This window comes from Pseudomonas quebecensis (assembly GCF_026410085.1).
Taxonomy (GTDB): domain Bacteria; phylum Pseudomonadota; class Gammaproteobacteria; order Pseudomonadales; family Pseudomonadaceae; genus Aquipseudomonas; species Aquipseudomonas quebecensis.
Genome location: NZ_CP112866.1, coordinates 1,479,623 through 1,493,259, shown reverse-complemented (window position 1 = coordinate 1,493,259; position 13,637 = coordinate 1,479,623). Strand labels below are relative to the sequence as shown.

Here is a 13,637-nt window from a genome sequence, read left to right as displayed (position 1 = left end):
AAAATTGAGGGCGTTCAGCTGGCGGCCAGTTGCCGCGCCGCGCCATTGCGCCAGCGCGCCAGGTGCGCCTCGGCATAGCGCCGCACGCAGCGCAGCACTGCGCTTTCCTGCTGCATCAGGAAGAAGTGGTGACCGTCGAACCAGTCCAGGGAGAAGCCGCTCGCGGCCTCGCGCTGCCAGTCGAGCAATTGGTCGGCGCGTACGCTGTCCTGCTTGCCGCCCAACACATGGATCGGCATGCCCAGCTGCGGGCGCTCGCCATAATTGAAACTGCCGCAGAGCAGAAAATCGGCGCGCAGGATCGGCAGCATCAGCTGCATCAATTCGGGGTTGGCCAGGGCTTCTTCAGTGGTGCCCTGCAATTGGCGCAGGCGGGCGATCAGTTGCTCATCGGTTTTTTCAATCGCGTATTCGCTGACGTCGCGCTGCGCCGGCCCGGCGGTGCCGGAGGCGAACAGCGCCAGCGGCGCGGGAAGGTTGCGGGCATGTAGCGCGTGGGCCAGTTCGAAGGCCAGCAGGCCACCAAGGCTGTGGCCGAACAACGCATAGGGGGCGCTCAGGTCGTGGCTGATCTCCTGCGCAAGTTGCGCCGCGAGGGCCTTGATGTCGCGCTGCAAAGGCTCTTCCATGCGCATGCCACGGCCGGGTAACTCCAGCGGACAGATGTGCAGCCAGTCCGGCAGCGCGCGCCGCCAGCGCATATACACCATGGCGCTGGCGCCGGAATAGGGCAGGCAATACAGACGCATTCGGCTCGGTGCGCTCATCGCTGGAGCACTCCGATGTGAGACACGCTGTGTGCACGATAAAAACCCATCTCGCCCTCCTGCGGGTGCTGATCCTTGGCCGCTGCGCTAACGGACCTGTCACCCAAGAGAACGGACGGCATCGGCAAATAATTAGTCGCCGGCGGCGCACACGAGGCGTGCCTATGCCGCGCCGAGAGGCATAAGATTAGTTCGTCTTCTCATTTGACAATCATTATCATTAAGCATAATTTGTTGCCCGATGTGTAGGAGGCCTCAGCAAGGAAGCCCTCCCCTAACCTCTCAGCGACAAGGTGATTTCCATGACGGAACCAGTAACCACAGGCAGGTGCGACTCACCCCTTCTCCAGGCATTCGTCGACAATCGAACGATCCTGGTGAAGATCGCGGCACGTATCACCGGGTGCCGCTCGCGGGCCGAAGACGTAGTGCAGGACGCCTACTTCCGGTTGCAGTCGGCGCCGACGATTACGTCATCGTTCAAGGCCCAGCTCAGTTACCTGTTCCAGATCGTGCGCAACCTGGCGATCGATCACTACCGCAAGCAGGCGCTGGAACTCAAATACTCCGGGACCGAAGAGGAAGGCTTGAATGTGGTGATTCACGGTGCTTCGCCGGAGACGTCCCACATTAATTTCAACACCCTGGAAAACATCGCCGACGCGCTGACGCAACTGCCCCAGCGCACCCGCTATGCATTCGAGATGTACCGCTTGCACGGGGTACCGCAAAAGGACATCGCCAAGGAGCTGGGCGTCTCGCCAACCCTGGTGAACTTTATGATTCGCGATGCGCTGGTGCACTGCCGCAAGGTGTCGGGAAACCACAGCGATACGTTTGCGCGGCGGGTTTGATGGAGGTTGCGCCCGCCGAGCAACGCGCCGCCGTTCAAGGCACCGGCATCACATCGATGCGGTAAGGTTCGAAAATTTTCAGCATCTGGCCGTTGTCGCGCAGGCCCTTGAGCAGAGCGGCGAAGGCCTCGCCGGTGATCGGCGCATTGGGGCGCAGCAGCGCGTAGTGGTGATACACCTGGTCGATACGTTCGGAGACCAGGAACTGCTCGCCGACTTTCGGATTGCGCACCATGAAGTCACTCAGGTACGAACGCGTCACCAGCGCAATGTCGGCGCGGTCGCGGGCGACCATCTGCAGGTTGCTGTCATGGGAATAGGTCAACGTGGCGTTGAAGCGTTCGGCCAGGAACTTGGGGTCGGCGTTGAAGTTGGCGAAAGCGTAGTGATACCCGCTGAACACCGCCAGACGCTTGCCGGTCAGATCGGCGAAATAGCGCTGGTCGCGCCCGTCCTCACGCTGGGCGACGAAGATTTCCGCGTCTTCCAGGCCCATGTCGACGCTGATGTGGGGAATGCCCTGCCAACCCCAATCGGGGTTTTCAAAGATCGCCATATCGACCCGGCCTTGCTCGAAATCACGGAAACGCCGGGGAATGGAAGTGGGCACCAGCACAAACTGATAATCGCCCTGGGCGCCGTTCAACGCTTCCACCAGCTGGGGCAGCAACCCCGTGTCGGCGCCCTGCTCGGGGCGCACGGTGTAGGGTGGGAAATGCGCCGCACCGATCCGCACCAGTTGCGCAGCCGAAGCGGGCATCCACCCCGCGGTGCCCAGTGCCCATAAAGTAACTCCTGCAGCCAACCGCCATGGCGATAACATCAAGGCACACACCGTTCAATACTCTGATGGCATTAAGCTAGGCGTTTTTGCCCACAGAGACAACTTAACCATCGGCAAATTAACCACTTGCGCCTCAAACCCCCTCTAAAACCATCAACAACGCTTCCTGCGCCAACTGCTCGAGGGTCAGGCTTCCCTCGGCGCGGAACCACGTGGTGGTCCACGACAGTGCACCCGTCAGGAAACGCCGGGTGATGCACACGTCGCCGCGAATGTAGCCGGCGGCCTTGGCCTCACCCAGCACCTGCAGCCAGATCTGTTCATACACGTCTCGCAACGCCAGCACGTGCGCCTGGCCCTCGGCCGACAACGAACGCCATTCATACACCAGCACCGCCATGGCTTCGCCGCTGCCGCCCATGATCGACTGCAATTCACAGCGGATCAGCGCCAGCACACGCTCGCGCACGTCACCCGCCTCTTCCAGCGACGCACGCATCAATGCGGTGTTGTAGTGGATGGTCTCTTGCATCACCGCCCACAGAATCTCGTCCTTGCTCTTGAAGTGATGAAAGATACTGCCGGACTGGATGCCCACGGCGCCGGCCAGGTCGCGCACCGTGGTGCGCTCGAAGCCCTTATTGCGAAACAGGTGAGCCGCCGTCTGCAGCAACTTGCCCCGGGCGCTGTCGGGGTCGGTCAATTGGCCGCCGTCGACCAGGGTGCGCATCACCCGCAGGGCTTTTTGCTCATCCATGTTTCTCTCCTTTCCCGCTCGCGAACGTCTTGGCCGGCAATTTAGGCGGTGCCGGCCACCCAAGCAAGCGCTCGGGCTTAACGTGCAAATGCAATGTACAAACCAAGTGCTTGCCTGGTAGCCGGTATGGTGGATTGCCGAGGCGGTGACCCGACGAGGCAGGCAAAGACACCAGGCCCCCACGAAAAAACAGCGCGGAACTACAAGAGCCGTCTACGCTCTATCCCCCAGGACGGGAAGAGTACGGGAACCTGCACCATGCCTCATTGGCTGATTATTGACCTTGAAGCCACGACGGATGAAGGCGGCTGGCCCGTGACGGAGATGGAAGTCATCGAGATCGGCGCGAGCCTGGTTAACCGCCAGGGCCGCGAAGTGGATCATTTCCAGCGCTTTGTACGGCCGCAGCGCCGCCCTTTGCTGACGCCGTTCTGCCGCCAGCTCACCCATATCACCCAGGCCAATATCGACGCGGCGACGCCGCTGAGCGAGGTGTGGCCGCTGTTCGAACGCTGGCTGGGCCAGCACCAGACGCGGTTGGAAGGCTGGGCCAGCTGGGGCGACTACGACCGCCAGCAACTGGAACTGGAGTGGCAACGCCACGGCCTGGACAGCGCCCTGGCCCACACACCCCACATCAACCTCAAGCAACGCTTCGCCAAGGCCCGGCGCCTGGACAAACCGCTGGGGCTCAACGGCGCGCTGCAACTGGCCGGCATGCAGTTCCATGGCCAGCAGCACCGGGCACTGGAAGACGCACGCAACACTGCCCGCCTGTTGCCGCTGATTTTGCCGGTCTAGGCAGCCTTGCCACGCTTGGGCATACTGGCCGACCTTTTCCATAACGCTGCCCTCGCTCCTGCAGGGAAGGCAACTTTTCCGAGGATTCGCCCATGTTCAAAGTCAACGAGTACTTCGACGGCACCGTCAAGTCGATCGCGTTCGGCACCGCTGAAGGCCCGGCGACCATCGGCGTGATGGCCCCGGGTGAATATGAGTTCGGCACCGCCCAGCGTGAAATCATGCACGTGGTCTCGGGCGCCCTGACCGTCAAACTGCCGGACGCCGACGACTGGCAGACCTTCGCCGCCGGCAGCCAGTTCAACGTACCGGCCAACAGCAAATTCCAGCTGAAGGTCGAGGTCGACACCGCTTACCTGTGCGAATACCGCGGCTGAGGATTCCGCCCGGCAAAAAAATGCCCGTCTCCTGGAGACGGGCATTTTTGTATGGGCGCTGAATTATTCGAGGATTGTCACTGGCATGCCGACTTCCAGGCGGCCCACGCCATCGTTGACCAGGTTCTGGCCAAACATCGCGCCGGCTTCGGTCTTGCGGTAACCATTCAAGGTGGCGAACGGTTCGCGATCGGCGCTGCGCTCACCGGTGCGCGGGTCGATGGTGGTGAGAATGCACCGCGAGCACGGCTTGACCACCCGGAACTCCACGTCGCCGATGCGCAGGCGCTTCCAGCTGTCTTCGGCAAACGCGTCGGCGCCTTCGATCACCAGGTTGGGCCGAAAGCGCAGCATCTCCATGGGGCGGCCGACCTTCTCGGACAGGTCGTCCAGGGAGGCCTGGCCAATCAGCAGCAAGGGATAACCGTCGGCCAGCGCCACCTGATCATCGTCCCGGCCATAGCCGGACTGCGTGGTACGCGCACGTTGCGGCGGCATGTGCACCAGTCGGGTCGGCTTGCCGATAAATTCGCTGACCCACGCCGCCGCGGCGTCGCCGGCGTCCGGCAGGCGCACGGTGTCGCGCCAGATGGTCACGCCACGCAAGTTGGCGTCTTCGCCGGGCAACGCAACGTCGAGGGAGGTGTGGCCGGGGGAACTCAGGGTCAGGCCGCCGGCGCTGTTCCACAATGCCGACAGTTGGCTCATTTTGTTTTCGGTGCGCTGCGTCAGGAAGCGCCCGCTGGGTTCGTCCACCAGCATCCAGCGTCGATCCCCGTCCAGCCCGAGTTTATCCAGGCCGACATGCGGCAAGGACTGGGCCTTGCCGGATTTCAAGGGATAACGGTACAACGCGCTGAGACGAAGCATGGGCCTGCATTCCTGGGAGACGAAGCCGTCACCCTAAGGTCAAGCCGGCTGTTCGTCCAGCATCAGTCGCTGACGCACCACATCCACCAGTTTGTCGGGTTGGAATTTGGACAGGAAGTTGTCGCACCCGACCTTCTTGACCATCGATTCGTTGAAGCTGCCCGACAGCGACGTGTGCAGCACCACGTACAGCTTGCGCAGGCGTGGGTCGTTGCGGATCTCCGTGGTAAGGCGGTAGCCGTCCATTTCCGGCATTTCCGCGTCGGTGAAGATCATCAGCAGCTTGTCGGTCATCACGTGCCCGGCGTCGGCCCAGGACTTGAGCATGTTCAGCGCTTTGAGGCCGTCGCTGGCGATGTGCATCTTGATCCCCAACTGGCCGAGGGTGTCACGCAGCTGCGACAGCGCCACGTTGGAGTCGTCCACCAGCAGCACTTCGCGGCCACGGGCCCGTTCGAGCACCGGGTCTTCGAGCTTCTCCCGCGAGACCTTGGCGTTGTACGGGACGATCTCGGCGAGGACTTTTTCCACGTCGATGATTTCCACCAACTGGTCATCGACCTTGCTGATGGCGGTGAGGTAATGCTGGCGACCGGCACTGGTCGGCGGCGGCAGAATGGCTTCCCAGTTCATGTTGACGATGCGGTCCACGCCGCCCACCAGGAACGCCTGCACCGAGCGGTTGTACTCGGTCACAATAATGGTGCTGTTCGGACCCGGCACCAGCGGGCGCATGCCAATCGCCTGGGACAGGTCGATCACCGGCAGGGTCTGGCCCCGCAGGTTGACCACGCCGCAGACAAACGGGTGGCGCTGGGGCATCAACGTGAGCTTGGGCAGTTGCAGCACTTCCTGCACCTTGAACACGTTAATGGCGAACAGCTGCCGCCCGGCCAGGCGAAACATGAGGATCTCCAGGCGATTCTCACCCACCAATTGCGTGCGTTGATCTACCGTGTCGAGAATGCCGGCCATTAAGAGCTCCTGAAATGCGCTGGTAAGTGCTGCGCCTGGGGATTGTGCAGTTCACTAAGTGGTTTATCGGCGGCGAGCGCCAGATCTTGACCCCGTTAACATGCCACGTAAATTAATTGATGTCACACTGACATCATGCTTTACTGGGCCTGCCTCTTCATGACGGCAAATGAGCCCATTGCGCGACACTCAAATCGACGTAAGGTTCCATCGTGTAAGGGATTCCCCTATACGCAATCAGGCCCAACCTGATATTCGCAATATCTAATAGCCATTAATGTGACGCCATTCTCATTGCATGAATGGAGTCAGGCTTTTGTTTGCCATCCCAAGTCCTCGCCCCCTGGGTCTTCCAGGCGTCCACGTCGCGACAACAGAAGGTGTGCAATCAAGCCCGCGCATGGCGGCTGCGCCGCGCCGTCACCGCCATTTCAATAAGTTTCCTACTCAAAACTCAGAAGCCACCTACAGGTACGAGTCAAATTTCAGCGCTAGTTTTAAGCCATTCACCCGCAGCGACATCTCATCACCCGACCGTATGTTGTGGAGACTTGCATGATGAACGACGGTAAAGAATGGCAGCGCGCACTGCCCGAATTTCTGCTCGAAGCAGAAAAGCTGCTGAACAAATCGGAAGAATGCCTGAGCCACCTGCACCTGATTCGCAATGACAGCGACGCGATCGACTGCATGAAAATCAGCCTCAGCAGGCTCGCCGAAAAGGCAGACGCCCTGGCCCTGCAGGCGATCGGTGAATTCTCGCGGCATATCCAGACCCTGATCGCCAACGCGCAGAACCCCTTGCAACTGCATGACCAGGCCCTGGAGGCATTGCATGCCTGCCTGACCTTGCTGGCGTGGCAGCTGGAGTTGATCGACACCAGGACCGGCGAATTGGCGCTGGATGACACCGAACAAACCACCCTCATCGCCACGGTTACGCTGCAGATTCCGCAGAAGACATTCAGCCACAAGCCGCAGCAACGTTTGCATCATATGTGGTGATGGGCAGCGGTCTTCTAAGGCGACGGATTATCTAAAAGCGACATACGCAAAATATCATTTAGCCATCAACGACAGAATAACTATACAAGTTCGCATAACTTGTAAAACATTCTGAGTTAATGCGTTGAGACTGTCTCTGTCCATCAACCGGGATAATCGACCAACGCCGCCTGGTGCCAGGCGACCAACGGTTACAGGGGTGGTACTATGCGCCGCTCGAAGTCATTGAACTTCTTGTATATAAACGCTTCGGCCATGCACTTCAGACTGAGCCTCGTCAGACGTGTCCGAACTTTCGCAACGACTTCTCATTGGCTCCATCCGCTATGTACGCCAGCCTCAAGTCACTCCTCGCCAGGTCCGCGTCCCGCAGCCATGCTCGCCGCCTGATCTTTGGCCTGTGCCTTGCCTCGCTGCTGATCAGCCTGTGGGCCTTTAACCACGCCGCCCCGTTGCCGCTGAGCGTATTGCTGCTGAACCTGGCCACGCTGCTGGTACTCGGCCTGCAACAGTGGCGCTCGCGCAAGTCCATTCGCCTGCAGCCGCAGGAACTGGCCGATCGCCTGCTGCAGGTGCAGGAAAACGAACGTCACCGCCTCAGCCGCGAACTGCATGACGACATCGGCCAATTACTGACCGCCGCCAAGCTGCAAAGTGAATGGCTCAAGCGTCGCCTGCCGCAAGACCTGCAAAGCCAATGCGCGGTGCTATGCAATACGCTGAACGAGACCCTGGCCAAGGTGCGCGACGTGTCGGCCATCCTCAATCCCCGGCAACTGACCAGCCTGGGGCTGGAAGCCAGTCTGCGCGCGCATTTGCTCAAGACCCTTGAAAACACCCCTGTGCACTGGAGCCTGGAATGCCAGCAGCGGCTTACCGGCATCCCGGAAGAGATGGCCGTGGCGGCGTTTCGCATCACCCAGGAAGCGGTAACCAACATGCTGCGTCATGCTCACGCGCATAACCTGCTGGTGCGCCTGCAACGCCTGCCCGAAGGGCTGTCGCTGAGCATCAGTGACGACGGCCAGGGCTTCCTGCCCGCCGGCAACCCAGGCCGCGAAGGCCAGCGGGGCATGGCCGGCATGGCCGAACGCATTGATCAACTGGGCGGCACGCTGTCGGTCAACAGTCAGCCTGGTCATGGCACACGCATCGACGCACTTTTTCCCTGGGCGCCGCGCGCCCTCGAACGGGCCAGCTCCCCTAAGGTTCTCGAGTGACCTGCACATTACTCCTGGTGGATGACCATGCACTGATCAGGGCCGGCGTGCGTGCGTTGATCCAGGATATTCCCGGCTATACGGTGATCGGCGAAGCCAGCGACGGCGCGCAGTTGCTGGAGCAATTCCACGTGCTGCAACCCGATATGGTGCTGCTGGACCTGTCGATGAAGCACACCAGCGGCCTTGACGCGCTGCAGCAGCTCAAAAGCGCCTATCCCCGCTGCAAGGTGCTGATCCTGTCGATGCACACCGACCCGGAACTGATCATGTGCGCACTGGAAGCCGGCGCCCATGGCTACCTGCTCAAGGACACCAGCGCCAACGAGCTGGAACACGCCCTGCGCGCGCTGCGCAACAATGAGCGCTACCTGAGCCCGGCGATCGCCCACACGGTGATCAGCCAGGCGCTGGTACGCAGCCAGGGGCCCGCCGTGCCGGTCGGCCACAGCCACAACCTCACGCCGCGCCAGTTGGAGATCCTGCGCCTGATCGTACGCGGCAAGTCCACCCGCGAGATCGCCCACGGGCTGGGGTTGAGCATCAAGACCGTGGAAGCCCATCGCTCGCAGATCATGAAGCGCCTGCAGATATTCGACGTGGCGGGGCTGGTGTTATTCGCGGTGCGCGAGAAGATCATCAGCCTGGACGACTAGGGGCGAGCCCAGCGGCAGGTGCACCCGCAGCGCCTTGGGCAGTGTTTCGAAACGCAGGTCGTCGCCCTTGAGCGGTTCGCCGTCCAGATTGATGTAAAGCCCTTCGGCCTGTTTGATCTGCACCCACGGCAGGCGCGCGCGCACGAACATGTTGTCCAACCCCCAGCCATTGCTCATCAGCTCGCGCAAAGTGCCGACCACTTCCTGCGGCGCCGGCAGAATGCTCACATCGAGCAAACCGTCATCGGCCATTGCCTGCGGGCACAGTACATGCCCACCGCCGGCCTGGCGACCGTTGCCGATGCCCAGCGCCAGCATCTCGCCCTTCCACTGGAAATCCGGGCCTTCCAGCTCGCCGTAGGCAGCCTTCAACTCGCTGAAACGCGTGAGGCCGGTAAACAGATACGCCGCGCCGCCCAGGACTTTCTTCAAGTCTTCGGAGGTATTGGCGGTGACCTGGCTGCCGAACCCACCGGTGGCCATGTTCAGAAAAACCTGGCCGCCCACCTGGCCCAGGTCGATCGCCCGCGGCGCCACGTCCAGCAGTGCCAGGGCCTGGGCCGGTTCCAACGGCACCCCGGCGGCCTTGGCAAAATCATTGGCGGTGCCCAGCGGCATCAGTACCAGGCTGGCATCGGCCCTGGCCTGGGCCATCGCCTCGGCCACGTCGCGCAAGGTGCCGTCGCCGCCGCCGGCAATGATGTGCGTATAGCCCTGCTCCAACGCCTCGCCCACCAGGCGCCGAGCGTCGCCGCCCTCCCACGTCACCCGCACTGCCAGCTCCCAACCCTGCTCACGCCGGGCCAGCACGGCGCTGCGCACGTCCTCGTTGAGGGCTTGCTTGCCGTGAAGGATCAACAGTGCCTTGGGGGTGCTCATGCGGGGAATCTCCTGATTCAAAGGTGCTTGAAGGATGTGGACCTTGGAGGAGAAGAAAAAAGTCAGTGGGATTGGAAATTAATTGGGCGGCCGGGCGCTCCCCATCGCAGGCGCGACGCTCCTTAACGCCTGACACCTGGTTCTGTAGTGAGCAGGCTTGCCCTGCTCGGCACAGACGCAATCAGCTCTTGTGCAACTTACTCATCAACTGCGCCTCAGCCTGGGTCAAGCCGCACGACTGGGTCAGGTCGTCCACCGTCGCGCCCATCCCCACCAGCTTCGCCGCCTGGGCAAACGACAGGTTGGCAGGATCGCGCTGCTCCAGCTGCTCGAGCTTGTCCGGCATCGGAGCGAGGATCGCGCGCAGTTCATGCACCTCATCCCCGACCCGCACCGCGCTCTTCTGGTAATGGTCGACGCGCTTGACCAGTTCCAGAATGCGCCGATCGCGCACAGCCTCGCGCTCGGCCTGCTGCAGTGCCAATTCGCGCTGCTGGGCCATGTAGCGCAGCAGAAAACCCAGGGTCCCGGCCCACAACAGGGCCAGGACGATCACCGCGACCTCAAGGAACAATCAGATGCTCTCCAGTTCCGACCACTCTTCTTCGCTCATCATTTTGTCCAGCTCAACCAGAATCAACAGTTCGTTGTTCTTGTTGCACACGCCCTGGATAAACTTGGCCGACTCTTCGTTGCCCACGTTCGGCGCGGTTTCCACTTCCGATTGGCGCAGGTAGACCACTTCGGCGACGCTGTCGACTAGGATACCGACCACTTGCTTGTCGGCTTCAATGATGACGATGCGCGTGTTGTCGGTGACTTCAGCGGTGTCCAGGCCGAAACGCTGGCGCGTGTCGATCACGGTCACGACGTTGCCGCGCAGGTTGATGATGCCGAGCACATAGCTCGGCGCACCCGGGACCGGGGCGATCTCGGTGTAGCGCAGCACTTCCTGCACGCGCATCACGTTAATGCCGTAGGTCTCGTTGTCCAGCTTGAAGGTCACCCATTGCAGAATCGGATCGTCCGAGCCTTTTTGTGCTGATGCTGACATATTCATACCCATGACCCCTTCAAATGCCGTTGGATACGGCGTGTGTGCTTCGTTCGGCGACCGCACACCCGTGCGGCCGGCGTGTTCAATCAACTGCGTTTGTTACCGGGCATCGACTTGACGGCACCGCTGGCGATCAACTCGGCCAGTTCGGCGACGTCAAGCAACGCGCACATGTGTTCGATCACGGTGCCGGCCAGCCAGGGCCGCTGGCCCCGGTGGCTGCGCCATTTGATTTCGTTGGGGTCCAGGCGCAACGAGCGGCTGACCTGATGCACCGCCAGCCCCCACTCATAGCCCTGAACGGAGATCACGTACTGCAAGCCCTGGCGGAAATCGTCGCGGTAGCGGTCGGGCATCACCCAGCGCGCGGTATCCAGCACCTTAAGGTTGCCGGCCTGGCTGGGCAGGATGCCGAGGAACCATTCCGGCTGCCCGAACAGCGGCGTAAGCTCGTGACCTTCGAGCGAATAGATCGAACCCAGGCACACCAGGGGCACCGCCAGGGTCAGACCGGCGACGTCGAACAACAGGCATTCGAACGGCTCGGCGGCCCATGCCGGGCGGCCATCGCCGCTTGCCGGAGGCGGAGTGATGCTCGGTGGCAGGTGCACTTGCACCACCGGTTCGACGACCACGGGCGCCGGCACCACAGGCTCCGGCACCACAACGACGGCCGGCGCGGCGACAGGCACCACGATCCGGGCGTCCCGTGCCTGCTCTTCCAGCACGGCCAATTGGAATTCATCCAGCGCACTGCTGGTTTCGACTATCGGCTCCAGTACCAGCACCGGTTCCGGCAGATCTTCGTCGGTTGCTTCCTGCAGCAGGGCATCCAGGTAGGATTCCAGCGCCAGCTGCGGCCGGGTCTTGGTCTTGAGGTCGACGGGACGGTTCATCATGCCACCTGCGCCACGAGTTGCTGAGACAACAGGTGCTTGAGCAACGCGCGATAAGCCAGCACGCCACGGCTCTTGCCATCGAACTGCGAAGGGGTGAGCCCGGCGCGGCTGGCGTCACGCAGGCGCGTGTCCACCGGAATGTAGCCTTGCCAGATGGTGTCCGGGTACGCATCGCGCAATACACGCAACGTACCGAGCGACGCCTGGGTGCGGCGGTCGAACAGGGTCGGCACGATGCTGAACGGCAGCGGCTGCTTGCGCGAGCGGTTGATCATCGCCAGGGTGCTGACCATGCGCTCCAGGCCCTTGACCGCCAGGTGCTCGGTCTGCACCGGGATCACCAGTTGCTGGCTGGCGGCCAACGCGTTGACCATCAACACCCCCAACAGCGGCGGGCTGTCGATGACGGCGTAGTCAAAGTCCTGCCACAGTTGCGCCAGGGTCTTGGCGATGACCAGGCCCAGACCGCTCTGACCTGGCGACTGGCGCTCGAGAGTGGCCAGTGCGGTGCTGGACGGCAACAGCGAAATACGCTCGTCGCTGGTGGGCAACAGCAACTGCCCAGGCAGGTCGCCGGGCACGTTGCCCTTGTGCAGGAACAGGTCAAAGCAGCTGTGTTCCAGCGCATCCGGGTCATAGCCGAAATAGCTGGTCATCGAGCCGTGGGGGTCCAGGTCGACCACGACCACGCGCTTGCCCGCCTCGGCCAGCAAACCGGCCAGAGCGATGGAGGTGGTGGTCTTGCCGACTCCACCTTTTTGATTGGCAACTGCCCAGACTCTCATTCGGATGGTTCCTCCCGGCAGGCACAGGCGCGACCGAGACATTGCATAAAGTTATTGAGCCGGTGACGGAGAATTGACGGCGCTCTGACGAACCGGCGGCTTAATCGCTGGCGGTGCAGTTTGTGTGCCAGCACGCCTCAAGGCCGCATCCGGTGTTGCATTGGCGGTGCCGGTGCCGGTCAGGCTGCGGCGCACATCCAGGTTGCGCGACACCACCAGCACCACCCGACGGTTGCGCGCACGTCCTTCCAGCGTGGCGTTATTGGCCACCGGCTGGAACTCGCCATAACCCACCGACGCCAAGCGACCGGGGTTCACACCCTGCATCGCCAGCATGCGCACAATGCTTGCCGCGCGCGCCGACGACAGTTCCCAGTTGGTGGGGTACTGCGCGGTGCTGATCGGAATATTGTCGGTGAAGCCTTCGACGTGGATCGGGTTCTCGAACGGTTTGAGGATAGCCGCCACTTTATCGATGATGGTGAACGCCTGGTCGCTGGGCATCGCATCGGCACTGGCAAACAGCAGGCTGGAATTAAGCTCGATCTCGACCCACAACTCATTGCCGCGCACGGTCATCTGGTTGGAACTGATCAGGTCGCCGAATGCGGCGCTGATGTCATCGGCGATGCTCTTGAGCGGGTCGCTGGTGCCCCCCACCCCGGCGGCGGTTTCATCGCTGTCGTTGACCAGCGGTTTGGCCGGGGTCACGGTGCGGGGCCGTTCCTCACCGATGGGGATCGGCTTGAGCGAACGGTCGGCGTCGTTGAATACGCCGATCAGCGCCTGGGAAATCACTTTGTACTTGCCTTCGTTGATCGACGAGATGGAGTACATCACTACGAAAAACGCGAACAGCAGGGTGATGAAGTCCGCGTAGGACACCAGCCAGCGTTCGTGGTTAACGTGTTCTTCAGGCTCGCGACGGCGACGGCTCACAACCCATACCTC

Annotated in this window: 17 protein-coding genes; 6 read left to right on the top strand and 11 right to left on the bottom strand. The window is 61.9% G+C overall.

The genetic code is table 11. The features are described 5' to 3' along the window. Positions 1 to 14 precede the first annotated feature (14 nt). Complete coding sequence (locus OSC50_RS07110; protein ID WP_266246278.1) at positions 15 to 767, bottom strand: thioesterase II family protein; 753 nt, start codon at positions 765 to 767, stop codon at positions 15 to 17. A 302-nt stretch (positions 768 to 1,069) separates the two neighbouring features. Here OSC50_RS07110 and OSC50_RS07105 point away from each other — a divergent pair, with 302 nt between their 5' ends. Beyond that, entirely contained in the window at positions 1,070 to 1,621 is a 552-nt protein-coding gene (locus tag OSC50_RS07105) for an RNA polymerase factor sigma-70 (protein ID WP_181075780.1), read from the top strand. A 34-nt stretch (positions 1,622 to 1,655) separates the two neighbouring features. Here the strand turns inward: OSC50_RS07105 and OSC50_RS07100 are convergent, their stop codons facing one another. Continuing rightward, entirely contained in the window at positions 1,656 to 2,444 is a 789-nt protein-coding gene (locus tag OSC50_RS07100; RefSeq protein ID WP_181075782.1) for a substrate-binding periplasmic protein, read from the bottom strand. A 94-nt stretch (positions 2,445 to 2,538) separates the two neighbouring features. Beyond that, positions 2,539 to 3,162, bottom strand: coding sequence for a TetR/AcrR family transcriptional regulator (locus tag OSC50_RS07095; RefSeq protein ID WP_266246279.1), 624 nt, complete (start codon positions 3,160 to 3,162; stop codon positions 2,539 to 2,541). A 258-nt stretch (positions 3,163 to 3,420) separates the two neighbouring features. On the opposite strand from OSC50_RS07095, the gene OSC50_RS07090 reads away from it, so the two are divergent. Further along, a complete protein-coding gene (locus OSC50_RS07090; RefSeq protein ID WP_181075786.1) occupies positions 3,421 to 3,963 on the top strand; it encodes a 3'-5' exonuclease in 543 nt (180 codons plus the stop codon). A 92-nt stretch (positions 3,964 to 4,055) separates the two neighbouring features. Then, positions 4,056 to 4,340 carry a pyrimidine/purine nucleoside phosphorylase gene (gene ppnP / locus OSC50_RS07085; protein ID WP_181075788.1) on the top strand — a complete coding sequence of 95 codons (285 nt, stop codon included), beginning with the start codon at positions 4,056 to 4,058 and terminating at the stop codon, positions 4,338 to 4,340. A gap of 63 nt (positions 4,341 to 4,403) precedes the next feature. Here ppnP and OSC50_RS07080 read toward each other — a convergent pair whose 3' ends face one another. Both OSC50_RS07080 and OSC50_RS07075 read right to left on the bottom strand, forming a co-directional pair. Further along, complete coding sequence (locus OSC50_RS07080; protein WP_266246280.1) at positions 4,404 to 5,210, bottom strand: MOSC domain-containing protein; 807 nt, start codon at positions 5,208 to 5,210, stop codon at positions 4,404 to 4,406. Positions 5,211 to 5,249: 39 nt separating this feature from the next. Beyond that, on the bottom strand, positions 5,250 to 6,185 hold the full coding sequence (locus OSC50_RS07075) for a chemotaxis protein CheV (protein ID WP_181075792.1): 936 nt from the start codon (positions 6,183 to 6,185) through the stop codon (positions 5,250 to 5,252). 555 nt (positions 6,186 to 6,740) lie between these two features. Between OSC50_RS07075 and OSC50_RS07070 the strand changes: the two genes are divergently transcribed. The 3 genes from OSC50_RS07070 to OSC50_RS07060 all read left to right on the top strand — a co-directional run bounded on the left by OSC50_RS07070 (position 6,741) and on the right by OSC50_RS07060 (position 9,066). Then, positions 6,741 to 7,190 carry a hypothetical protein gene (locus OSC50_RS07070; RefSeq protein ID WP_253508732.1) on the top strand — a complete coding sequence of 150 codons (450 nt, stop codon included), beginning with the start codon at positions 6,741 to 6,743 and terminating at the stop codon, positions 7,188 to 7,190. A gap of 326 nt (positions 7,191 to 7,516) precedes the next feature. Then, positions 7,517 to 8,410, top strand: coding sequence for a sensor histidine kinase (locus tag OSC50_RS07065; RefSeq protein ID WP_181076168.1), 894 nt, complete (start codon positions 7,517 to 7,519; stop codon positions 8,408 to 8,410). Beyond that, positions 8,407 to 9,066, top strand: coding sequence for a response regulator transcription factor (locus OSC50_RS07060; RefSeq protein WP_181075795.1), 660 nt, complete (start codon positions 8,407 to 8,409; stop codon positions 9,064 to 9,066). Before OSC50_RS07065 ends, OSC50_RS07060 begins: the two co-directional genes overlap by 4 nt. Here the strand turns inward: OSC50_RS07060 and yegS are convergent. The 6 genes from yegS to motD form a co-directional block, all read right to left on the bottom strand. Continuing rightward, complete coding sequence (gene yegS / locus OSC50_RS07055; protein ID WP_253508734.1) at positions 9,025 to 9,945, bottom strand: lipid kinase YegS; 921 nt, start codon at positions 9,943 to 9,945, stop codon at positions 9,025 to 9,027. The two genes, OSC50_RS07060 and yegS, sit on opposite strands and share 42 nt — an antisense overlap. A 181-nt stretch (positions 9,946 to 10,126) precedes the next feature. Then, positions 10,127 to 10,519, bottom strand: coding sequence for a DUF2802 domain-containing protein (locus OSC50_RS07050; protein ID WP_181075799.1), 393 nt, complete (start codon positions 10,517 to 10,519; stop codon positions 10,127 to 10,129). After that, complete coding sequence (locus OSC50_RS07045) at positions 10,520 to 11,005, bottom strand: chemotaxis protein CheW (RefSeq protein ID WP_370694733.1); 486 nt, start codon at positions 11,003 to 11,005, stop codon at positions 10,520 to 10,522. Between the two features lie 83 nt (positions 11,006 to 11,088). Beyond that, a complete protein-coding gene (locus tag OSC50_RS07040; protein WP_253508738.1) occupies positions 11,089 to 11,898 on the bottom strand; it encodes a CheW domain-containing protein in 810 nt (269 codons plus the stop codon). Then, on the bottom strand, positions 11,898 to 12,686 hold the full coding sequence (locus OSC50_RS07035; RefSeq protein WP_181075803.1) for a ParA family protein: 789 nt from the start codon (positions 12,684 to 12,686) through the stop codon (positions 11,898 to 11,900). Before OSC50_RS07035 ends, OSC50_RS07040 begins: the two co-directional genes overlap by 1 nt. A gap of 51 nt (positions 12,687 to 12,737) precedes the next feature. Beyond that, entirely contained in the window at positions 12,738 to 13,625 is an 888-nt protein-coding gene (motD, locus tag OSC50_RS07030) for a flagellar motor protein MotD (RefSeq protein ID WP_181075805.1), read from the bottom strand. Between the last annotated feature and the right edge of the window lie 12 nt (positions 13,626 to 13,637).